This window comes from Streptomyces sp. Edi4 (assembly GCF_040253615.1).
Classification (GTDB): Bacteria; Actinomycetota; Actinomycetes; order Streptomycetales; family Streptomycetaceae; genus Streptomyces.
Genome location: NZ_JBEJGY010000004.1, coordinates 372745 through 393927, shown reverse-complemented (window position 1 = coordinate 393927; position 21183 = coordinate 372745). Strand labels below are relative to the sequence as shown.

Genomic DNA, 21183 nt, shown 5'->3' with positions numbered 1-21183 from the left:
GCACCCCAACTGTCACGCTAGTGTCCCAATTGGACGTCCAAATAAGCCTGTTGATGCTCCATAAGGTTCGAAAGGAGGGCTTTGATGAACGAGAACAGCAACGGCTCACCCTCGCTCGCTGCCGCGGTCGCCGACCTCGCGCTTGACCTCGACCTGGAAGCGCTTGCCGGGGACGAGCACAGCCAGTCGCTCACGGCGGGCCACGGCATGACGGAGGTGAGTGCGTCCTTCTGCTGCGCACCGCCGCCGAACTGCTGCAACTGCAGCTGTTCCTGAGTGGGCAGCGCGTGCCGGGCCGTACCATCGGCCCGGCACGCGCGTCTTCGTGGGTGCGGCCGTCACGCCGTGCGGTTCATGGACCCGGACGGAGAAAGGGACCGGCCCAGGCGTGCCGTGTCCACTGTCGGCGCAGGGCCAGGGAGGCGGCGGCAAGCGCCGACGCGAGGCCGCCGACCGCGAGTCCGGCCCGGGGGTGCGCGGTGGTGGAGATCCAGCCGATCAACGGCGCGGTGAGCGGTGTGGTGCCGAGCGAGGCCAGGGTGTACAGACTCATGACCCGGCCGCGCATGGCGTCGTCCGTGCCCAGGTGCAGCGCGGACCTCGCCGCCGTCATGAAGAGGATCAGCACCGCGCCCGTGGGCACCAGCATGACCAGGAACGACGCGTGGCTCGGCATCGTGCTGGTGACCACCTCCAGCACACCGAAGCCGAACGCCGTGCCGGTGAGATAACCCGGCCCGCACGGCCCCCGGCGGGCCGCCACGACCGATCCGGTGACCGCGCCGACGGCGAACGCCGTGGAGCCGAGTCCGAAGGCGACGGGCGCGGTGTGGAACACGCGGCTCGCCATGAGGGCGGTGGTGATCTGGAAGTTCATGCCGAAGCCGGCCACCACGCCGACGAGCACGAGAGGGCCCGCGAGTTCGGAGCGGGCCCGTACATGGCGCAGCAACTCCCGCACCTGGCCCTTGGAGCGGCGCCGGCCGCCCGACGGCACCCCGGCGCAGGGCCGGTCCTTGGACTTCATGCGGAGCAGGGCCGCGATGACGACGAGGTAGGAGAAGGAGTTGAGGAAGAACGCGGGGGCGACACCGAAGAGCCCGATCACGGGCCCGGTCAGGGCGGGCCCCGCGATCCGGGCGATGTTGAACACCGCGGTGTCCAGCGCCACCGCGTTGGGAAGATCCGCGGTGGGGACGGTGTGGGCGATGAAGGACTGCAACGCGGGCTTCTCGGCGACCATGGTCAGACCCATGGCGAGAGCCAGGGCGTAGACGGTGCCCAGCGTCACCGCGTGCATGAGGGTCAGGACCCCCGGCAGCAGGGCGACCAGGCACAGCACCGACTGGGTCACGAGCAGGATCCCGCGCTGCGAACAGCGGTCCGCGAGGACTCCGCCCCAGGGGCCGAAGAGCAGGAGCGGCAGGAATTGCAGAGCCGTGATGACGCCGAGAGCCGTGCCGTCGCCGTGGGAGAGATCCAGGACCAGCCAGGACTGGGCGACCTTCTGCGTCCACGTGCCGGTGTGGGAGGCGAGCTGGCCCACCGAGAGCAGTCTGAACTCCCGGTGCCGCAACGACCTGAGCATCGGCTCGACGGCGCGGGTCACCTCCCGGCGCGCAGCCGCGCATCGCAGGCCGCGGCGATGGCGGGCACGATCCGGTCCAGATGCCGACGCCATCCGACATTGGCGTTGACCTCGCAGATCGTGAAACTGCCGTCCGGCTCGAACAGCAGGTCCACACCGGCCACCGTGAGTCCCAGCACCTTCGCCGCGGCGACCGCCAGCGCCTCCCCCGCGGGGTGCAGGCCGGCGCAGGGGGTGGAGGTGCCGCCCAGGGCCAGGTTCGATTTGAGGCCACCGTCGGCGGCCACCCGCACCTGTGCCGCGACGGCTTGCCCATCGACCACGACGACGCGCAGGTCCCGGCCGTGCGAGTAGCGCACGTACTTCTGGAACAGGTAGGGCACTTCGTCGCGCAGACTGCCCTGGATGTCGTCCAGCATGGCCCGGTCGGGGGCCAGGAAGACACGTCGTCCGCGATGGCCCCGTACCGACTTCACCACGCAGGGCTCGGGGATCCCGGCCCGCACCACGTCCGTCATCGACGCGTCCACGTACGTGTGGGTGTCGGGCACGGGAAGGCCGGCCGCCGCGAGTTGTTGCAGGTGCCAGAACTTGTTCACACACGCGAGTACGGCGTCGATCGGGTTGAGCAGCGCGGTGCCCATGCCCTCCAGGTGCCGCAGCAGGGTGATTTCCCGGTCCGTGGAGAGCTTGGGCGTGGACAGCCGGGCGTAGACGAGCTCGGGCGGCGTGAGCGGGACCCCCCGCAGGTCGTGCAGGGTCAGACGCCCGCCGCACACACCCAGTACGAGATCACTGGTCCGCACCACCGCACCGCGGTCGCCCAGAACACGCTCGAAACCGTCCGTGAGTTCGGCGGTGATCCGGTCCTGGTCGAGGTCACCTCCCAGGAGCAGCCAGAAGGGAGCGGAGGTCCGGCTCTCGGGGACGTCGTTCGTCAGGGCTTCGGTCACGGTCATCAAGGTGCTCCTCAAGACATCAGTGGCCATTGCCTGCCGGACGGCGCGTACGCGTGCGCGGTGTCGGGCACCCGGGCGGGCGCTCGGCGGCCCCATGAGGAAGGCCCGTACACCTGCCGTCGGCAGACTGATCACAGTGCCATCCGCTGGACGGACAATCCGTCAATTCGCCCGAACGTGGCCGTGTTTCCTGTCCGTGGTCCGTGGTCCGTGGTCCGTGTGTGCCGTCGGGCCCGAAGGGTGGGGATGTCACTGCTCCGCGCTGGTCTCCTGATCACGGGTGGCGTGGAGGCTGCCGAGCAGGGTGAGAGCGTGGGCGGTGGGGCTGCCGGGTTCGGCGTGGTAGACCACGAGGTGCTGGCCCGGCGCCTCCCGTACGTCGAAGGTCTGATAGGTGAGGTCGAGGGGACCGACGTCGGGGTGGACGAGGTGCTTGCCGTCACGGGACTTGCGGTGCACGGCGTGCGAGGACCACAGGGCGGCGAACTCCTCGCTCCGATCGGCCAGGGAACCCACGACGTCGCGCAGGCGAGGGTAGTTCGGGTCCACGCCCATGGCATGGCGCAGTCCGGCGACGACCGCCCGCGCCGCGCGCTCCCACTGGCCGAAGAAGCTCCGCGCCGCGGGGTCGAGGAAGGTCATGCGGGCCAGGTTGTCCACGTTCTCGAACGGTGAGAAGAGGGCGTCCGCCAGCGCGTTCGTGGTCAGGAAGTCGTTGGCCGGGTTGAGGACGAACGCCGCGGCGCAGGGAAACCCGCTCAAGAGCTGCCGCAGCGCGTGGCTCACCGTCTCGCGCGGCTGTGGCCGTTCACCCTCCGGCGCGGCGCCGGCCAGCCGGAACAGATGCTCCCGCGCTTCGTCGTCCAACCGCAGCGCGCCGCTGATGGCCTCCAGGATCTGTGGCGAGGGGCCGCGTTCACGGCCCTGTTCCAGGCGGGCGTAATAGTCGCTGTTCATGCCGGCGAGCACGGCGACTTCCTCACGGCGCAGCCCCGCCACCCGGCGCGCCCCGTCGGAGGCGAGCCCGACGTCGTCAGGACGCAGACGGGCGCGGTGGGCACGCAGGAAATCTCCGAGATCGTTACGGGCCATCGAGTCAGGCTATGCGGGCCGCGCTGTTCGTACCTGGGTGTGTCCCACCCGGCCAGGACCCGCCCTGGTCCGCGCCCCGGGACCGCCGAGGCTCGTGACCGGCGGCAGCGAACGGGACCGGCCACCGCACCGGGCCGGCGCACGGGCCCCCGTCGGCCGGACTTCGGAATTGACCCGGTAGGCGAGAGCCGAAGGCGGGTAAACACATTTCATGATCACTATTGGGGTCGAAGAGGAGTACCTGCTGCTCGATCCGGCCACCGGGCATCCCGTTCCGCTGTCCGAGGAGGTGCGCCGGTCCGCCGGGCTCGGGGAGCTGGCCGAGGAGGGGGAGGTCCAGCCGGAGCTTTTGCAGGCGCAGGTGGAGGTCGCCACTCCCGTGTGCGAGGAGCTGACGGAGGTGGCCGGTCACCTGCTGCGACTGCGGCACGCGCTCAGCACCGCCGCCGAGCGCGCCGGTGGCCGGCTCGCCGCGACGGCGGCCGCCCCCCTGGCCGGAACGCGGGTTCCCATCACGGGGGAGCGCCGCTATCTGCGGCTGCACGACCAGGGCGGCCGGCTGGCCGAGGACCTGCTGATCAACGGCATGCACGTGCACGTCGGGATGCCGGACCGCGAGACGGGCGTGGCCGTCTTGAACCGCATCCGGCTGTGGCTGCCCACGCTGCTCGCGATGTCGGCGAACTCACCGTTCTGGGAGGGCCACGACACCGCGTTCGCGAGCTGGCGCACCCCCGTATTCGGCCGGTGGCCGGTCAGCGGCCCGCCGCCGCGCTTCGCCGACCACGCCGACTACGATCAGCGCATCGACGCGCTGATCGCGTCGGAGACCATCTCCGACACCGGTCAGCTGTACTGGCAGGCCCGGCTCTCCGAGCGCTATCCGACCCTCGAAGTGCGCTGCATGGATGTGCAGCTGCGCGTGGACGACGCCGTCATGCTCGCCGGAATCGTCCGCGCCCTCGCCACGACCGCGCTGCGCGAACACAAGGACGCCGCCCCCGAGCCCCAGTGCCAGCCCGAACTCCTCCAGGCCGCCATGTGGCACGCCGCGCGTTACGGGCTCAGCTCCACACTCCTGGACACCGAGGGCCGCCCCCACGCCGCGGGTGACGTCCTGTACCGGCTGGCCGAACACATCACCCGGGCCCTGGAGGAACACGGCGACACCCGGCACGTCGAACCGCTCATCCACCGCCTCCTGCGGGAAGGCACCGGCGCCGATCGTCAGCGTGACGTCCTGGTGCATGGCGGTATGCCGGCCCTCATCGACTTCATCACGCGGGAAACCGCGCTGGGCACGGGGGAGGACGGCGACTGACAAGGCCGCCGCCCGCGTGTCCGGGCGGCGGCCGCGCGGCCGGCCCGGGACGATCCGGGCCCGGGCCGGGCCGGCTACCTGAAGAGGCGGTCGGCGCTGGTGGCCATGCGGTGGGTGGAGCTGTGCTTGCCCACCCAGTCGCGGATGAGCTTGATGGCGTTGGCGCACTGCCAGCTGTCGTCGTACTCACGCACACCCGTGAAGGCGCCGTAACCCGCGATGATCCCGTCCACCCGGGCGTCGCCGAGCAGCTTGTCCACGTACCAGGGGTCGTTGTACGTGGCCGTCCACGACAACGTTGCCGCGAGCCGCTTGGCCGAGCGTTCTCCGGCGCCCTTCTTCAGTTCCGCGCAGGTCTTCCGGTCGGGCTCCGTGCAGTTGCCGAACCCGTTGGTGATGTCGGTGTCGCCGTAGTCCATCACCCGGCGGCCGTCGGGGAACCCGGAACCGGACCGGTTGAACGCGCCCATGACCTGATCACGCGTGCCGGTCGTCGTGATGCCCTCCAGCGGGCCGAGCTTGCCCTCCAGGCTCTGCCAGCCCCGGCCGCCGACGTCCGGAGTGCCGCCGCCGTGGTACTCGTAGAACCCGTACAGCACCTGGATTCCGGCGGCCGTCAGGCGCTGGGCCTTGTCACGCAGCCCGGCCACGCTACAGGTGCGGTTGGGTGCCTCGCCGCAGTAGTTGGGATCCTTGATGTCCAGCCAGACCAGCGACAGCCGCCGGCCCGCCTTGGCGTTGGAGACGATGCGGTCGATCATGCTGTCGAAGCTGGGGCCGCGCCGGTTGTCACCGGCCGAGGAACAGTCGTGCCAGGCACGCCATTCGTTCGGGTTCCACCACGCGCAGACGTCGATCTCGATGCCGTTGGCGCCGTGCTTGAGCGCGGCGTCCACACCGTCGACCGTGTCGACGCGGTGTGCGATGGCGTAGATGGCCTGCCGCTGGTCGGCCGCGGCTGCCGTTGTCGTGCCGAGCGCGGTGGCGCCGATGAGCGCGCACAGCGCCGTCAGCAGCGCAAGCAGCCCCCGCAGGCCGGCGCTCCTTCGCAGTTGGGGGGTCAAGAACGTACTCCTTCGTACGACGGTGTAAGTGTCCTGGGCCAACCGGCACCGAGGGTGCCTGGCCAGGCGGCTAGATGAGTCACGTGCTCTGCTAGTTGCTCGGCGAAGCTGCCTGATTGCCCCACCAACGCGCTTTGGCCGAAAGGCAGTTGTGGGTGGCGTCGTGAACCGGTCGGAGCCGCGTACGACGGAGCAGGTCAACTCCCGTGCGGGGAGCGGTGTTGCGCTCGGTGGCGGGCGCCGCCGGGCCGTCCGCTCAGCCCTCGCCGCTGGGATTCCGGTTCAGGCTCCGACGGCGCTTCTTGCCCGCGCCCCGCGTCATGTCACCCACCGCGAGCGTCACGGCGGCCACGGCGCGTACCCAGCGCGGCCCCCCACGCGTCGACCACACCACGCACACGCACCCGCCGACCACGAGCACCAGGGCGCCCACCAGAATCAGAGCCACCATGTTCCCCACCTCCACGCACCCGCCGCCGCGATCCTCGGACAGCCCAGGCAATCAGGGCCTTGTCCCGTGCGCAAGCGGCATACCGGACGAGGGTGGCCCTACCGCCATGAGTCGGGTCAGGCCAAGTGTCCTGGCCGGGCGGCTACTTGAGTACGGATACTCATGCCGGTCCCGGCCCGCCCCGTAAGGATCGGCGGATGAGTACAACGCGTTCCCGCCGGGAGGCGGACATTCCCTGCGCCGTGATGGGCGCACTCCTCGGTGTGGTGGTCCTGGGCATGCTGGGCTACGGCATGGCCATGAGCGGGCTGTCCTTCGGCGCGCCCAGCCCGCAGGACCTGGTCCAGCAGTCCGAGGAGCGGGCTGAGGTGGCCCATGTGGCGCTCTGGATCCTCCTGATCGGGTGCGCACTCGCCGGAGGATTGCGGCTGTGGCGGACCCTGACGACGCACCTGGTGATCTTCGGCGTCGGGACGCTCGTCCTGTGCGCGATGGCCGCCCCGCGGTGACGGAGGCGACGGCGGGTCATGGGCGCTCGGAGGGGTGGCGGCTCCGGCTGAGCCTCGCCCCCGGATGGGTCAATGGCAGGCATGGCCCACTGCCTGCTGTGGGATGAGTGGTCACATCGTCTACTGATGGGAGATCACATATGAAGATCCGCACGCTTGCCGTGACGGCCTGCCTGGTGGCCGGCGCGACACTCGGCGGCGCCGGTACGGCCATGGCCGACTCGCACGCCGAGGGTGTCGCCGTGGGCTCGCCGGGTGTCCTGTCGGGCAACGTGGTCCAGATCCCGGTCCACATCCAGGCCAACATCTGCGGCAACTCGGTGGGCGCTGCCGCAGCGGGCAACCCGGCTTTCGGCAATACCTGCATCAACGGCTGAGCGCGCTGTCGCGGTGCTGAAGGACGGGCCGCCTCCCGTGTGGAGGCGGCCCGTCGGTGTCTCAGCCGTCGTTCTCGGGCGAGGGCAGGAAGCCACCCGGGACGTCATGGGGCGCGTAGAGCTCGGGGTCGCCCGGGTAGGGGGTGGTCCAGTCGTGGGTCTGGTACCAGGTGTAGCGGTTCATCTGCGCGGGGTTGGCGAAGTCGGGCACGGCCTTCGAGCCGGTCAGCCGCTGGTGCGACGCCCAGTCCTGCCACCGCGCCGCGAGCTGCCGCTCGGCCGCCGGTACCTTCACCGCCGTCGGCGCGGGCGCCGCGGCGGTGTCCTGGGGCGCGGGGGTGTCCGTGCCGCAGGAGGGCTGGGGGCTCACACCGAGGGTCAGCGAGGTCCGGTTGGGCACGGCCGTGAACGGCGTGTTGTCCGGCTTACGCGTGAACGCCCCCGCCATCGGGGTGGCCGCGCTGTCCTTCTGGTTCATCGGGTGGATCCCGAGGATCTGCTCGATGGTGCGGATCATCGTGATCTGCGAGTAGTAGTGGTGGTCGACCGCGCCGTGCGCGGCCCACGGGCTGATGACCTGGACCGGAGCGCGGTGGCCGTCGACGTGGTCGAGGCCCGCCTGGGAGTCGTCCTCGACGACGAAGATCGCCGAGTCCTTCCAGTACTTGCTGTGCGAGATCTCGTCGACCATCCGGCCGACCGCGAGATCGTTGTCCGCCACCTCGGCGGCCGGGCTGGCCGGGCCGCCCGTGTGGTCGTTGGAGAACCAGAACATGTTCAGGTTCGCCGGACCGTTCTTCTCGAAGTCCTGCTTCCAGATCTCGTTCTTGTAGATGTCGGGGACGCCGAGGTCGAACAGCGGGAAGCCCGGCACCGACACCTTGTTGAGCGAGGGGATCGCCGAGCCGGTCTTGATGGGGTAGGCGGTCGGCCGGCCCGTGGCGGCCATGGTCTTGGAGTCGCAGTACAGGTTCTGCCACGTCGCGCCGGACGGCTTGCTCTCCAGGGACTGGAACTCACCGAAGTCCTTGACGGACTTGCCCGCCGCCTGCGCGCCCGTCCAGATGAACCCGGACTTCTGGTGGCCCAGCGCGTCGTCCTCGGTGTCGTAGCTGCGGGTGTACTCGCCGGCCGAGGACTCCGTGTACTCGGGGTTGTCCGACTGCATCAGCCAGTTGTGGCCCTCGGCCGAGTTCGTACCGATGTCGTAGAAGTTGTCGTACAGCCCGAACTGCTGGGCCAGAGCGTGCTGGTTCGGCGTCACGTTCGTGCCGAACTGGGTGAGCGCGGGGTCGCCGTTGCCCTGCGGCAGATCGCCCAGCACCTGGTCGTAGGTCCGGTTCTCCTTGACGATCAGGAAGACGTGCTTGATCGTCGAGGGGTCGCCGAGCCGCGCAGGCACCGGCACCGGCCGCGCGTGACTCCTGCCCCCGGCCGAGGCGACCGAGCCCGGGGTCCACCCGTTCTGCTGGAAGACCTTCTTCGTCTGGGCCCTGATGACGTTGTCGGCGGGCAGCGTGAACTGCGTGAGGCTCGACGTGGTGTCGTGGGTGGCGTGGCCCGCGCTGTCGGGGCGACGGGCGTCGATGCCACGGGTGTGGGAGACGAACACCTTCTTGCCGACGGCGGCGATCTCCGCGGGGAAGTAGTCGGTCGGCAGCAGACCGATGTAACTCGCTGGCTGCTGGGGCGAGTTGTAGCGGTAGACGGCGACCGCGTCGGCGCGGCCGAGCGTCACCAGGAGGCGGCCGTCGTCGGTGAGCGTCACGGCGTTGGGCTCGTAGCCGACCGACGCCTCGGGCCACGGCCGGGTGGCGATGGTCTGGACGACCTTGTCCTTGCGGGAGTCGATGACGGACACGCTGTTGTCGGCGGTGTTGGTGACGAACACCGCGCCGTTCTTGGCGTACACCGACGTCGGATGCAGCCCCACGCCGATGCTGCCGACGGCCGCGGACGGGTTCTGCACGCTGATGACGCTGACCGTGCCGGTGGTGGTGGCGCCGGTGGCCGGATCGGCCGGCACCTGGGTGCCGTAGGAGTTGATCGTGGTGTCACCGGCCCTGGCCGGGCGCCCGCCCTCGTTGCTGACGTACAGCTTGTCACCGACCAGGGCGATGCCACGGGGAGCGTTGCCCACGGTCCAGGTGTGCGAGATGGTGCCGGTCGCCGCGTCGATGGCGACGACCCGGTTCTGGCCGTTGACCGCGCCGTACACCGTGGCGCCGTCGGCCGAGAAGACCGCCGCGCCCACCAGCGCGTGCTGGGAACCGACGGCCGGGATCGAGACGGCCACCGGGTCGGACAAGGTGCCGTCCTGGCCCACGGTGAACTTGGTGTAACCCTCGCTCTGGCCCAGCCACAGCTGCTTGCCGTCGGGGGAGTACGTCGGGCCCTCCTGGCCGACCGCGTTGCTCTTGATGCGCAGACCGTCCGCCGCGCTGGTGCCGACGCGCTGCTTCACCTGGCCGGTCCTGAGGTCCATGATCACCAGGGCGGCGTCGCCGTCGGTGAGCGAGGCCGCGAGGTGGGCGCCTTCGGGGCTGAGGGAGGACGACATGATCTTGCCGTCGTCCAGGACGGTGCGGGTGCCGTAGGGGGCGATGTACTGGTCGCTGGAGATGACCTGGCCCCTGGGGGTGACCTGGCCGACTCGTTGGGTGCCGAACTGGTACGTCGAGGCGACGGCGGTGCCCGTGACCCCGAGGGCGACCGCGATGGACGCCGTCACGAGCGTGGTGCGCCGGCCGATGCGTCTGCCGAGGAAGGTGATCCGGTCCTGCTCAGTGGTCCGACGCCGGCGAGTTACCTGCACGGAACTGTCCCTTCGGTGGGTGTCGTGTCAGTGGGTGCGGAGCAGGTCGACGATGCCGTCGAACTGCCACAGCGGATTGGGCGCGTCCCCGTACGAAGTCCGCACCAGGAAATAGCCGTTGACCTCCTTGGGACCGTCGCCGTCGGCGACGAACCGGCCGTCCGACGTGACGTCGAGCTGATAGACGGCCGTCCCCGCGACCGCGGCGCCGGGCAGGTGCCAGGTCACCACGCACCGCCAGTCGTTGCCCGCGCCCTCCTGGGCGCCCCGGCCGTCGCTCTTGACGCACGCCGCCGTGGTACGCAGCTGCGCCACGGTGACGGCCGGACGGTTCAACTGCCCGGTCTGGAGGCGGTACAGCTGCCCGAAGGCGGTGGCCAGCGACTTCTCGATCTTGGCCTGGCTGATTCCGGAGCCCGTGGCCGGGGTCGCCGCGCCGATCAGGGCGACGGTGAGGGCGGTCAGGGCGGCGAGTGGAAGCAGTCCGATGGTGACGGCGCGCCGCCCGGCGCCGTCGTAGGCCGGGTTGGTGAAGTCCCGCCGCGTGAACAGCAGATGGGCCAGCGCGGTCGCGAGCACGGCCCACACCAGAGCGACAAGGCTCGCGATGAGGAGCGGGCCGAGCTGCCCGGGGTCGGTGAACAGGCCGTTCCAGGCGATGAACGCGTAACCGGGCAGCGCGAGGCGTACGGCGACGGGCAGCGGCAGCATCTGCGCGACTTGCATCGCGAGCGCCACGAGCGCGGGCAGCAGAAGCCCGGTGGGGGACCGGCCGAGCGCGACCGACCCGAGCAGTCCGATCGCGGCGAGCGCCAGGGTGGGGGCCAGGGCGCACACCCAGGCGAGCAGGACCCTGACGGCGGCGTCACGCGGGCTCAGCACATGGCCGTCGAGGCCGACCAGCGCCCGGTTGCCGACCGACACCAGGCCACCGGCCACGCTTGAGCACGCGAGACCGGCCACCAGCAGCACGACGACGCTCAGCCCGGCCAGGGACTTCGCCGCGAAGAGCCGCCGGGGCGAGCGCACCGCGACGAGCAGATGGCGCCACGTCCCGAGCCGGTCCTCGGCGGCGAACACGTCGCCGGCGACCAGGGACGTGAGCAGCGGGAGCGCCCAGGTGCCCGCGAAGCCGAGGATCACCAACGGTCCGGCCCAGCCCGTGGCGTGCGTCCAGCGGCCGAAGAGCGTGTCGGAGGGGAGTGTGCTCTGTGCGCTCACCCCGGCCACGAAGAGGCCCGGCGCGAGCCAGCAGGCCAGGACAAGCAGCCGGACCCGCCACTGCGCCATCAGCTTGACCAGCTCGAAGCGGTAGATCCGCCAGACGGAAACGCGATGGACGGCGGGGGGACGGGAGCGGTCGCCGACGCCGGTCCGGGCGTCGGCGTCCGGGCCGGTCCCGGCGTCGGTATCGGCCACGGGCGCTGTCATCGGGGGGTCGCCTCCTGCTGCTGGTCGGTGAGGGCGATGAAGGCGGCCTCCAGCGGCGACATCACGGGCGTGAGTTCGCGCACCGCGATGCCCGACCGCACGAGGCCGACGACGAGTTCGTCGAGTGCGGCCACGTCCGCGTCCACGACGACGACCTCGGCATCCTGCCGTGCGCCGGCGTCGTCCAGAAGCCGGATCCCGGTCGTTTCGGCGGCCGTCCGGCGGGCCGCTCGAGGGTCCCCGGTCCGCAGCCGGTAGCGCAATGCGCGGTTCTCGGCGGCCAGTTCGCGCAGCGGGCCCGAGAAGACGACGCGTCCGGTGGCGAGGATGGTGACCTCGGAGCACAGGGCCTCGAGGTCGTCCATGCGGTGGCTGGAGAGCACGATGCTCGTCCCGGCCTGGGCGAGCCGGGTCAGGACCGCGTGCACGTGCTGCTTGCCGGCCGGATCGAGTCCGTTGGAGGGTTCGTCCAGGACGAGGAGGCGGGGCCCGGTGAGCAGGGCGGCCGCGAGCCCGAGGCGCTGGCGCATCCCGAGCGAGAAGCCCCGGGCGCGCTCGTCGGCGACGGCGGTGAGACCGACCTGGTCGAGTACGTCGTCGATCCTCGCCCCGCTCCCCGCGGCGCGGCCGCCACGTGTGCGCAGGGCGGCAAGCGCGGCGAGGTTCTGCCGTGCGGTGAGTGCGGGGTAGAGGCCGGGGCCGTCCACGAAGCCGGCCACGCCGTCGGGGGCACTGAGCGTCCGCGTGAGCGGCGTACCGAGGATGTGAAGGCTCCCGCTGTCGGCGACGGCCAGGCCGAGCAGGAGACCGAGCAGCGTCGTCTTGCCCGCGCCGTTCGGCCCGGCCAAGCCGTGGATCTGTCCCTGCGTCACCTCCAGATCGACGCCGTCGAGTGCGACGACGTCGCCGAAGTATTTGGTGATCCCACAGGCGCGGACCGCGCGGAGTGTGTCCATGTTCCCTTCATTCCCCAAGCCCCCGGGGAAACCTAGGGACAGCACGCTGCGAGGACGTGGGCGGCCGGTTTAACGCCCAGGGAACGGATCGTCAAGGGCTTGGCAAGTCCTCGCGCACGCAACGGTCCGAAGGGGACCGGATCAGGACAATGCCCAACGGCGGTCACCGAGAACGCAGTTGGTGCGGGCTCCCCGCTGTGAGCACGATCTGGACACCACCGTCGTGGCGCCGCAGCCGCCGAGGGCATGCGAGTTTCGTCCGACAGGCAGCGTGTGCACGGCCGTTCGGGCCGGGCTACGGGCTCCCCTCCCCGGGATTGCCGACTTCTCTGCCTTCTCCGGGTCAGCCAGGTGAGCGCCGGCCGGGCGCAGAGCCACCGTGGCCGCGTCCGCCGTCAGCCGTGTCGGAGGACCTGGCCGGACAAGCATGTCCGCCCTCGGTCGGTTGTGCGCCGTCGGCCTGCGTGCGCTGCCTGAGCAGCGTGGCCGCCAGCAACCCGAACCACAGGCCCACCGTGATCAGGTGCACGCGCTGGGCGAGTCCTTGGCCGCCCGGACGGCCGACGTAGGGACCTGCGGAGAGGACCGCGGCGACCACCGACACCGGGAGCAGCCGCAGGGCCCACCGCCCGGTCCCGCGCACGCCGGGGGAGCCCGACCGGGCCGCGAGAACGAAGGCCGCCATGGAGACGAACACGGCCAGATGTACCAGACCGCTGGTCACCGTGTGCGCCACGCTGTCCACCGGGCAGTCCGTCTCCAGCGAGGGCGCGCACCGCATCGGCAGGGCCACGTCCGCCGCCGAGCACGCTCCGAACACTCCGAGCGCCCCCCATCCGGCGGCCGCCCACCCCCACGAGAGCTCCGCCATCACCAGTCCCACCGCCGCCACCAACAAGGCTGCCGTGGCCAGTTCCACCACGCTGAACAGCACACGGTGCGGCTGGTCCGCAGCGAAGGCCTCACTGACGTACGAGTCGCGCTGATCGAGCCCCGTGCGCACCCAGAATTGCAGCAGCCAGTCGTTGTACAGCACCGCGGCCAAAGCCAGGAGCACGGCGGCCAGTCGGCGCCGGACCCGGTGTCCGCGCCCCTCACGTCTCCACGCGGACATACCGGCACCGGCCACTCCCGAGGCACCCAGCGTGCCGCTCTCACTCATCTGCCGTGTACCTCCTGTGGGGGAGCCCGAGCCTGTGGGCTCTTGAGGCATACCCGGGCAGGCACCTTCGCCGTTCGGAATCCGGCTGACGTACACGTATTGGGGGAGGCGGACGAATGGGGCGGGTCGTCAGGCGGTGGTGTGCGCCGGGTGGGACAACGGCGCGTGGATATGAGAGCACGGCGTGTCGGCGGCGGTCGCGGGGACGCGCATGCGGTGCAGGAGATCCCGTGTGCCGCCCGTGCTCCATGTGCGGGAGGCGCTGCTCCAGACGGCGCCGGGGTGGCGCGAGGACAGATGGGACAGCGCCCGGGTGCCGAGGCCGGTGTCGTGGAAGCGCTCGTCGATGACGACGTCGGTGATCATGCCGTGGGCGCAGGACTCGCAGAACCGGTAGCGGATCTGGCCGACGACCTGACGGAAGTGGACGAAAAGCAGGCATTCCTCGCCGGGGCCCGACGGTCTCCGGGAGATGCGTGGACTGGAAGTCGATGGCCTGGTAGGCGAGGATCCGGCGTCGCAGCCGCCCGGTGCGGCGGTGCGGGCGGGAATGCTTGGGGCCGCCATGTCCGGCCGGCGTGGTGCCGGCCGCCGGCGCCGGGCCGAACAGGGGGCTCGCGGGGCGCGCGTGTTGTCCGTGCATGGGACTCGTGTGCCCAGAGCGCGCGGTCGTACCCGCCCCTCCCGCGCGACTTGGGGAAACGCCAGGCAGCGGCCAGGCCACTACCAGGTCAGTAGCTGAGGGCTTTTTCCAGAGTGGGGCAGCAGTCGATGAAGGTGTCGACGCCGACGAGGCTGATGGTGCGCAGGACCGCTTCGGCGGGCGCGGCCAGGCGCAGCCAGCCGCCCGCTTCGGTGAGGGCGTGGTGAGCGGTGATGAGGATGTTGATCCCGCTGGAGTCCATGAACGTGACCTGGTGCAGGTCCAGGACGACGCGGGCGTCTCCCGCTCCGGTGGTGCCCAGGGCCCGGTGGAGCGTGTCACCGGTGTGGTAATCGATCTCGCCGGCCACGGTGAGCACCCGGATGCCGCCCGCGTCGGTAGCCACGACCGCCAGCTGCTCGGGCTGCTGCTCAGCGTGTGCCGGGCTCGTCGTCTCTGTCTCAGCCATGCCGAGGATCCTGGCACATGTCAGCCTCTGGGCGTAGTGCGGCCCGGCGGGCCGGGACGTTACGAGCGTGTGGCGAATGCGACACCGGGGCAGGTGCGTCGATTCTGGACGCGCGGGTATGCGAAGGGAGTTGCGGAGGGGGAACGAATCATGGCCGTACGGGAAGCAGACCGGGTGGATGAGCCCCGCGAGATGCCGGACGAGTGTTTCCCACGGCTCAGCGTGGCGTTGCGGGGGGACGGACCGTGCATCGCCGAGGCCCGCCACGCGGCCGCACGATTCCTCGCGTCGGCCCACGGGGAGCATGGCGAGCCGATCCCGCCGCGCGCCGTGGACCTCACGTGTCTGATCGTGAGCGAGTTGGTCACCAACGCCCTCAAGTACGCTCCCGGGCCGGTCCTGATGGACGTGCGGATCGGGGGCGGGGTGGTGGAAGTCGTGGTGCGCGACTCCGACCCGGTGTTCCCGGTCGCCCGCGCCACGGACGCCGGACGTGTGGGACAGCACGGCCTGGAGATCGTGGTGTCCGTGGCGCAGAGTTTCGAGGTGCGCGAGGATCCGCTCGGCAAGCGCGTCATCGCACGCGTCGCCCTGAGCGAGGGCGTCGACGGCGCGGGCCGCGCCCGGGGCGCCGGGGTCTCGTAGCCGTCTGACGCGGGCGGGAGCCGTTGGACGCCTGTGGCCGACGCCCGGGCGAAGGCCGCCTCGTAACGGGGCTGGTCATGGGGTGGCGTGGGGTGGCTGACGAGTGGGCCGTGAGGGCAACCAATGCCGCCATCCGCGCGTCGGACAGGGCGTGATGTACGGATGGCTGTTCGCGTTCATACCCCTCGTGGTGGGTGGGGGATTTCTCAGTGCCGGTGTGTACGGACTGCGGCGCACCGCCGCGCTGCGCCGCTCCGGTGTCACCGCGCGGGGGCGGATCGTCGGGCACGACATGAGGCGGGACGAAGAGGGCGGCAAGTCGCACCATCTGGTCGTGGCCTGGACGGACCGTGACGGCCGCGAGTGCAGGCACTCCTCGGTGCTCGGACGCTCGACGGTCCTGCCCGGCTTCTCCGTCGGCTCCGCTGTCGCGGTGGTGTACGACGCGGACAAGCCCCGCCGGTTCGAGGTCAAGGGATGGGACTCGTCGACGATCTGGGTGGTGTTCACGGTGGTGGGCTCGGTGCTCACCACAGGGACGCTGCTGCTTGGCCCGGTCCTGTTCCTCACCCTCTGAGCGGGGTCGGTCCGAGTCGGCGGGATCCGGGTCGGCGGGGTCCGTGCGGGCGGGGTCCGGGCGGGCGAGGTGGAGCGGATGCGGAACGCGGCGCGGGCGTACGGCAGTTGGGGGTTTTCTGAGGAAACTCAGAGCTCCCGTCGGCTGGTACGGCCCAAGGGTCCTGCGTTACACCTGGCGTGTCGTGAACACGTCGGAAATCTGGCTCCGCCGTCAGGTTTCCCCGGACCTGAGGAGAACCCCCCATGAACTTCTCGCCCGCACACGCGTTAGGCGCCGCGCGCCCCTTGGCGCAGACCGTGTTCCGCGTGGTGACCGGTTTTCTCTTCGCCTGTCATGGCGCTTCGTCGTTGTTCGGCGTCCTGGGCGGCGCCCACGGCGGCGGCACGGTACCCCTTCTCCAATGGCCGGGATGGTGGGCCGCCGCCATCGAGCTGGTGGGCGGGTCCCTGGTGGCCCTCGGCCTGTTCACCCGGACCGCCGCCGTCGTCTCCTCCGGGTCCATGGCCTACGCCTACTTCAGCGTCCACCAGGCCAACGCGCTGCTCCCCATCGACAACGGGGGTGAGCCGGCCGTCCTGTTCTGCTTCACGTTTCTGCTGATCGCGTGCCTTGGCCCGGGTGCCTACGCGGTGGAGACGGTCCTCAGAAGAGGCGTGTCGAGCCCGGCGGACGAAGGTGTGGTCTCGGTGCCCACGTCGTAGCGCTCGCCCCCCGCTGTCCCGGTCCCGGACTGTGGACGGGGCCCGTCACCCCGGTCGCACGAGCCGCGTCTCATAGGCGAAGACCACCGCCTGGACCCGGTCGCGCAGTTCCAGCTTGACCAGGATGCGGTTCAGATGGGTCTTCACCGTTGCCTCGGCCAGACAGAGCGCGGCGGCGATCTCCGTGTTGGACAGGCCGCGGCCCACCTCCGTCAGGACCTCGCGTTCGCGGGCCGTGAGCCTGCCCAACCGGTCGTCCTCGCCGCGGCCGGAGCCGCCCGGCAGCTGGTGGGCGAAGTTCTCCAGGAGCAGCCGTGTGACGCGCGGCGCGACGACCGCGTCGCCGGCCGCCACGGAGCGGATGGCGGCGAGCAGTTCCACCGGGAGCGCGTTCTTGAGCAGAAAACCCGAGGCGCCGGCCCGGAGCCCGGCGAAGGCGTACTCGTCGAGGTCGAACGTCGTCAGGATGAGGACCTTCGACTCCGGCGACTCGCGAACGATGCGCTCGGTCGCCTCGATGCCGTCGGTGCCGGGCATCCGGACGTCCATCAGCACGACATCGGGCCGCAGCTCACGGGCGAGCCGGGCGGCCTCCGCGCCGTCGCCCGCCTCGCCGACCGGCTCCATGTCGGCCTGGGCGTCAAGCACCATGGTGAAAGCCATGCGGAGCAGGGGCTCGTCGTCGACGAGAAGGACACGAATGGTCATGCCGGCTGCGTTTCACTTCCGTTGAGGGCGAGCACCGCGCGGACCCGCCAGCCGCCGCCGGACAGCGGACCCGCCGTGAACGTGCCGCCGTAGGCGGCCGCCCGCTCCCGCATCCCGTGCAGACCGTGCCCGGTCGTGCCGATGCGGGGAAACTCGGTGGGGGGACCGTCGTCGGTGACGTCGACGGTGATCCGTTCGGGGCGGCAGCCGACGCGTACGACGGCGCTGGTGCCGGCGGGTGTGTGCTTGAGCGTGTTGGTGAGGGCTTCCTGCACCAGACGGTAGACGGTCAGCTGTGCGGCGGCGGTCGCGGCCGAGGGGTCCCCGTCCACTTCGAGGCGGGTGGGAAGGCCTGCGGCGCGCACCTGCTCGGCCAGGGATTCCAGCTGCGCGACGGCCGGCATGGGATGCCGCAGGGCGTCCGGCTCGTCGTCCCGCAGCACGCCGAGGAACCGCCGCATGTCGGTGATGGCCTGGCGCCCCGTCGTGGAGACCTGGCGCATGGCCGCGGTGGCCCGTTCGGGGGCGCGGTCCTGGGCGAAGACCGCGCCGTCGGCCAACGCCACCATCACCGACAGATTGTGCGTGACGATGTCGTGCATCTCACGCGCGATCCGCGAGCGCTCCCCGGCGACGGCGAGCTGGGCCTGCTGGTCGCGCTCGTGCTCCAGGCGCTGGGCCCGTTCCGCGAGGAGGGCCATCTCGGCGCGCCGACCGCGCATGTTGCTGCCGATGACGGCGGCGGCCACGGCCATCGCGGAGAGTCCGATGAAGGCCTGCGCCACCCTGTCCTCGGGCGCCCAGCGGACGACGGCGAGCAGCACCCCGCCCTCCAGCACGCCGATCGCCAGCCGGGTGCGCCGCTTGCTCGCGTGCGCCGCGACCGTGTAGAGGCCGATGAGCAGCGCGATGTCGGCGGGCAGCCGCAGACCGGCGAGCCACTGGACGAACGCGACGCCCGCCATCGTGGAGAACACCGCGAACGGCGCCCGTCGGCGCCACACGAGCGGCAGCACCATCGAAGCCGTGAAGCCCACGATCGTCCAGGGGTGATCGTGCAGCGTATGCCGTGCCATGCCGGTGAGCGTCAGGAAGACCCCGGCGGCGAACAACGCGTCCACCGCGAGCGGTGAGAGCCTGTCGCGGACCCGGAGCGGGGCGCGCGTCGCGAGGGCGCGCCACGACCGCGTCCGCTGCCGCACCAGAACCACGCGGGCCGACGTCATGGCCCCACCCAGGCCGACGAAGGACCGGCGACGCCCGGGCGCCTTGGCGTCGAACCCCTCACGCCGTGCGCGCGACCGGTCGCCGCCGGCCTCATCAGGCGTCCCGTCGCTTGAGCGCCACTCCCGCCCCGGCCAGCGCGATCAGCGCGTACAGGCAGAAGAATGCGAACCCGGTCCATGGGGCCAGGGTATGCGGCTCCTGGTGGAGGTGGATGAGACCCTGCCCCGCGGTGCTCGGCAGATACGGGTCGATGCTCTGGAACCACGAGGACGGCAGGGCCTCGGCGAGTACGGGCAGGACGAGCAGGACGCCGAAGACCGTGGCGATGCCGCCGGCCGTGTTGCGGATCAGCGCGCCGAAGGCCACGCCGAGCAGCCCCACGACCGTCAGATAGAGCCCGGCCCCCAGGACCGCCCGCAGCACGCCGGGCGAGCCGAGCGACGTACCCAGGTGGTGCCCGGACAGCACGGCCTGGCCGGCGAGGAAGGCGACGAGCGAGGCGATCGTCATCAGAGCCCACGCCACCACCCCGTACACCAGCGCCTTGGCCCACAGGACGGGCAGCCGGCGGGGCACCGCGGACAGGGAGGCGCGGATCATGCCGGTCGCGTACTCGCCGCTGACCACGAGGACACCGAGGACGCCGACGGCCAGCTGCGCCAGGAAGAAGCCGCGAAGGCTGACCATCGTCGGATCGAAGTGGGCCTTCTCGTCGGCGGGCAGATGCGACCACCGGTCGGCCGTGAAGTAGCTGAACAGCAGGCCGAGGCCGATCATCGCGAGCACGGCGGCGAGCAACGTGAAAAGAGTGGAGCGCAGCGAGCGCAGTTTGATCCACTCGGAGTGGATCACCCGGATCTGACTGACCTCGCCGCGCTCCGCGGCGGGAATGATGGACGCCGTCGTCATGCCGCACTTCCTTCGCTGCCCGCGGCGACCAGCTCGGCCACCGGAGCCTGGTACTCCACGGAGTCCTTGGTCAGCTCCATGAACGCCTCTTCGAGCGAGGCCTGCTGCGGCGTGAGCTCGGCCAGCGCGATGGCCTGGCCGGCCGCGACGTGCCCGATCCGCTCACTGCTGAGACCGCTCACTTCGAGGACCCCCGGCTCCCGCGCCGTGATCGTGACGTCGGGACCCGCGAGCAGCTTGCGCAGCTTCTCCCACTCCTGGGTCCGCACCCGCACCACGTCTCCCGCGGCGCGCGCCGTGAACTCGGCCACCGATGTGTCCGCGATCAGCCGGCCACGGCCGATCACGATCAAGTGCTCGGCGGTGAGCGCCATTTCGGACATCAGGTGCGAGGACACCAGGACCGTACGGCCCTCGGCGGCGAGCCCCTTGAGCAGATTGCGTATCCACAGGATGCCCTCGGGGTCGAGGCCGTTGACCGGCTCGTCGAGGATCACCGTGGCCGGGTCGCCGAGCAGGGCGCTGGCGATGCCGAGCCGCTGTCCCATGCCGAGGGAGAACCCGCCCACCCGCTTCTTCGCGACGGCGCGCAGACCCACCAGATCGATCACCTCGTTCACCCGCCGGGCCGGGATGCCGGTGGTCGCGGCCAGCGCCAGGAGGTGGTTGTAGGCACTGCGACCGGTGTGGATCGCCCGTGCCTCCAGCATCGCCCCCACCTCGTGCAGCGGCGCCCGGTGCTCGGCATAGCGCTTGCCGTTCACGACCGCGTGGCCCGAGGTGGGCGCGTCGAGGCCGAGGAGCATCCGCATCGTGGTGGATTTGCCCGCGCCGTTGGGCCCGAGGAATCCGGTGACGACGCCGGGGCGCACGGTGAAGCTGAGGTCCGCCACGGCGGTGCGCTCGCCATAGCGTTTGGTGAGGGAATGGGCTTCGATCATGAAGAGCGTCCTTGCGAAAAGGGCCATCGGGGGTCCGGAACGGACGCTGTTCACGCTAGGTCCGTGAGGCCCGGCCCCACGACGCTCCAGGGACCGACATCGTGGCGCCCGGTCTGCACCCGGGGGTTGAACGCCCCTACACCCGGTGATGTACGCCCCCGGCCCCCGGCTCGACCGCGGCACGCGAAGGTCCGGGGGAAGATGGACCGATGGAGAAGACCGACGGCGACGGCGAGGCCGTCCCCCACGTACGCTTCCAATCCCCTCACCGCAACGGCCGAGGCCACTTCACCGGGGTGTTCGGCCTCGTCAACAACTTGGCGCGGGCGGGCGGCCTCTCGGACGAGGAGGAGGCCTTCCGCCGCCGCGCCAACAGCTGGTACGACGCCGCGTACACCGATCCCTCGACCGTCGACCCCGCCGTCTACGACGACGCGATCAACCCGGGAGCCGCTGCCTGGTTCAAGCCGTCGGCGACCCGTCTCCTGGCTCTGGTCCCGGGCTATCTGGAGATCCTGGCGGCGCACGGCGTCGAATGCGTGGCACTGCGCTCCACCGACCCCGGCCGGGTCGTCTACGAGGACGACGTACAAGTCGTCGTGGTGCCCCGTGCGGTACCGCCTCGCGGGCGCGGC

The 21183-nt window shown here is 71.0% G+C and carries 22 protein-coding genes and 1 pseudogene; 8 read left to right on the top strand and 15 right to left on the bottom strand.

Annotated elements, in window-relative coordinates; genetic code table 11:
- Nucleotides 1–84 precede the first annotated feature (84 nt).
- Complete coding sequence (locus ABR738_RS03690) at nucleotides 85–276, top strand: thiomuracin/GE37468 family thiazolyl RiPP peptide (RefSeq protein WP_350228511.1); 192 nt, start codon at nucleotides 85–87, stop codon at nucleotides 274–276.
- A 76-nt stretch (nucleotides 277–352) separates the two neighbouring features.
- On the opposite strand, the gene ABR738_RS03685 is transcribed toward ABR738_RS03690, so the two are convergent.
- The 3 genes from ABR738_RS03685 to ABR738_RS03675 form a co-directional block, all read right to left on the bottom strand.
- The gene (locus ABR738_RS03685; RefSeq protein ID WP_350228510.1) at nucleotides 353–1609 is read right to left on the bottom strand and encodes an MFS transporter; all 1257 of its coding nucleotides are present in this window, start codon (nucleotides 1607–1609) and stop codon (nucleotides 353–355) included.
- Entirely contained in the window at nucleotides 1606–2547 is a 942-nt protein-coding gene (locus tag ABR738_RS03680; RefSeq protein WP_350228509.1) for a RimK family alpha-L-glutamate ligase, read from the bottom strand. Before ABR738_RS03680 ends, ABR738_RS03685 begins: the two co-directional genes overlap by 4 nt.
- Before the next feature lie 249 nt (nucleotides 2548–2796).
- Nucleotides 2797–3639, bottom strand: coding sequence for a helix-turn-helix transcriptional regulator (locus ABR738_RS03675; protein WP_350228508.1), 843 nt, complete (start codon nucleotides 3637–3639; stop codon nucleotides 2797–2799).
- A gap of 211 nt (nucleotides 3640–3850) precedes the next feature.
- On the opposite strand from ABR738_RS03675, the gene ABR738_RS03670 reads away from it, so the two are divergent.
- On the top strand, nucleotides 3851–4960 hold the full coding sequence (locus ABR738_RS03670; protein ID WP_350228507.1) for a carboxylate-amine ligase: 1110 nt from the start codon (nucleotides 3851–3853) through the stop codon (nucleotides 4958–4960).
- A gap of 74 nt (nucleotides 4961–5034) precedes the next feature.
- Here ABR738_RS03670 and ABR738_RS03665 read toward each other — a convergent pair whose 3' ends face one another.
- Complete coding sequence (locus tag ABR738_RS03665; protein WP_350228506.1) at nucleotides 5035–6024, bottom strand: PI-PLC domain-containing protein; 990 nt, start codon at nucleotides 6022–6024, stop codon at nucleotides 5035–5037.
- Between the two features lie 256 nt (nucleotides 6025–6280).
- Nucleotides 6281–6475 carry a hypothetical protein gene (locus ABR738_RS03660; RefSeq protein ID WP_350228505.1) on the bottom strand — a complete coding sequence of 65 codons (195 nt, stop codon included), beginning with the start codon at nucleotides 6473–6475 and terminating at the stop codon, nucleotides 6281–6283.
- Between the two features lie 197 nt (nucleotides 6476–6672).
- On the opposite strand from ABR738_RS03660, the gene ABR738_RS03655 reads away from it, so the two are divergent.
- Together ABR738_RS03655 and ABR738_RS03650 are read left to right on the top strand one after the other, a co-directional pair.
- Entirely contained in the window at nucleotides 6673–6984 is a 312-nt protein-coding gene (locus ABR738_RS03655; protein WP_350228504.1) for a hypothetical protein, read from the top strand.
- Between the two features lie 140 nt (nucleotides 6985–7124).
- Nucleotides 7125–7361 (top strand): chaplin, encoded by a 237-nt coding sequence (locus ABR738_RS03650; protein WP_350228503.1) that lies wholly within the window; start codon nucleotides 7125–7127, stop codon nucleotides 7359–7361.
- Between the two features lie 61 nt (nucleotides 7362–7422).
- Here the strand turns inward: ABR738_RS03650 and ABR738_RS03645 are convergent, their stop codons facing one another.
- From ABR738_RS03645 to ABR738_RS03620, 6 genes are all read right to left on the bottom strand, one after another.
- Nucleotides 7423–10176, bottom strand: a complete 2754-nt coding sequence (locus ABR738_RS03645; RefSeq protein WP_350228502.1) for an alkaline phosphatase family protein — start codon at nucleotides 10174–10176, stop codon at nucleotides 7423–7425.
- Nucleotides 10177–10203: 27 nt separating this feature from the next.
- Nucleotides 10204–11607 (bottom strand): ABC transporter permease, encoded by a 1404-nt coding sequence (locus tag ABR738_RS03640; protein WP_350228501.1) that lies wholly within the window; start codon nucleotides 11605–11607, stop codon nucleotides 10204–10206.
- Entirely contained in the window at nucleotides 11604–12563 is a 960-nt protein-coding gene (locus tag ABR738_RS03635; protein WP_350228500.1) for an ABC transporter ATP-binding protein, read from the bottom strand. Before ABR738_RS03635 ends, ABR738_RS03640 begins: the two co-directional genes overlap by 4 nt.
- Before the next feature lie 343 nt (nucleotides 12564–12906).
- On the bottom strand, nucleotides 12907–13725 hold the full coding sequence (locus ABR738_RS03630; protein WP_350228499.1) for a DUF998 domain-containing protein: 819 nt from the start codon (nucleotides 13723–13725) through the stop codon (nucleotides 12907–12909).
- Nucleotides 13726–13854: 129 nt separating this feature from the next.
- Nucleotides 13855–14292: a hypothetical protein gene (locus ABR738_RS03625; protein ID WP_350228498.1), complete on the bottom strand. Its 438-nt coding sequence runs from the start codon at nucleotides 14290–14292 to the stop codon at nucleotides 13855–13857.
- Between the two features lie 164 nt (nucleotides 14293–14456).
- Nucleotides 14457–14837, bottom strand: coding sequence for an STAS domain-containing protein (locus ABR738_RS03620; protein ID WP_350228497.1), 381 nt, complete (start codon nucleotides 14835–14837; stop codon nucleotides 14457–14459).
- Nucleotides 14838–15029: 192 nt separating this feature from the next.
- Between ABR738_RS03620 and ABR738_RS03615 the strand changes: the two genes are divergently transcribed.
- The 3 genes from ABR738_RS03615 (at nucleotide 15030) to ABR738_RS03605 (ending at nucleotide 16763) form a co-directional block, all read left to right on the top strand.
- Nucleotides 15030–15482 (top strand): ATP-binding protein, encoded by a 453-nt coding sequence (locus tag ABR738_RS03615; protein WP_350234410.1) that lies wholly within the window; start codon nucleotides 15030–15032, stop codon nucleotides 15480–15482.
- A 154-nt stretch (nucleotides 15483–15636) separates the two neighbouring features.
- On the top strand, nucleotides 15637–16059 hold the full coding sequence (locus ABR738_RS03610; protein ID WP_350228496.1) for a DUF3592 domain-containing protein: 423 nt from the start codon (nucleotides 15637–15639) through the stop codon (nucleotides 16057–16059).
- Between the two features lie 245 nt (nucleotides 16060–16304).
- Entirely contained in the window at nucleotides 16305–16763 is a 459-nt protein-coding gene (locus tag ABR738_RS03605) for a DoxX family protein (RefSeq protein WP_350228495.1), read from the top strand.
- Between the two features lie 45 nt (nucleotides 16764–16808).
- Here ABR738_RS03605 and ABR738_RS03600 read toward each other — a convergent pair whose 3' ends face one another.
- From ABR738_RS03600 to ABR738_RS03585, 4 genes are all read right to left on the bottom strand, one after another.
- Complete coding sequence (locus tag ABR738_RS03600) at nucleotides 16809–17471, bottom strand: response regulator (RefSeq protein WP_350228494.1); 663 nt, start codon at nucleotides 17469–17471, stop codon at nucleotides 16809–16811.
- Nucleotides 17468–18697 (bottom strand): sensor histidine kinase, encoded by a 1230-nt coding sequence (locus ABR738_RS03595; RefSeq protein ID WP_350228493.1) that lies wholly within the window; start codon nucleotides 18695–18697, stop codon nucleotides 17468–17470. Before ABR738_RS03595 ends, ABR738_RS03600 begins: the two co-directional genes overlap by 4 nt.
- Before the next feature lie 94 nt (nucleotides 18698–18791).
- A complete protein-coding gene (locus ABR738_RS03590; RefSeq protein WP_350228492.1) occupies nucleotides 18792–19607 on the bottom strand; it encodes an ABC transporter permease in 816 nt (271 codons plus the stop codon).
- Nucleotides 19604–20548, bottom strand: coding sequence for an ATP-binding cassette domain-containing protein (locus ABR738_RS03585; protein WP_350228491.1), 945 nt, complete (start codon nucleotides 20546–20548; stop codon nucleotides 19604–19606). Before ABR738_RS03585 ends, ABR738_RS03590 begins: the two co-directional genes overlap by 4 nt.
- 209 nt (nucleotides 20549–20757) lie before the next feature.
- Here ABR738_RS03585 and ABR738_RS03580 point away from each other — a divergent pair.
- Nucleotides 20758–21162 (top strand): annotated as a pseudogene (locus ABR738_RS03580) (hypothetical protein); the annotation flags it as partial.
- Between the last annotated feature and the right edge of the window lie 21 nt (nucleotides 21163–21183).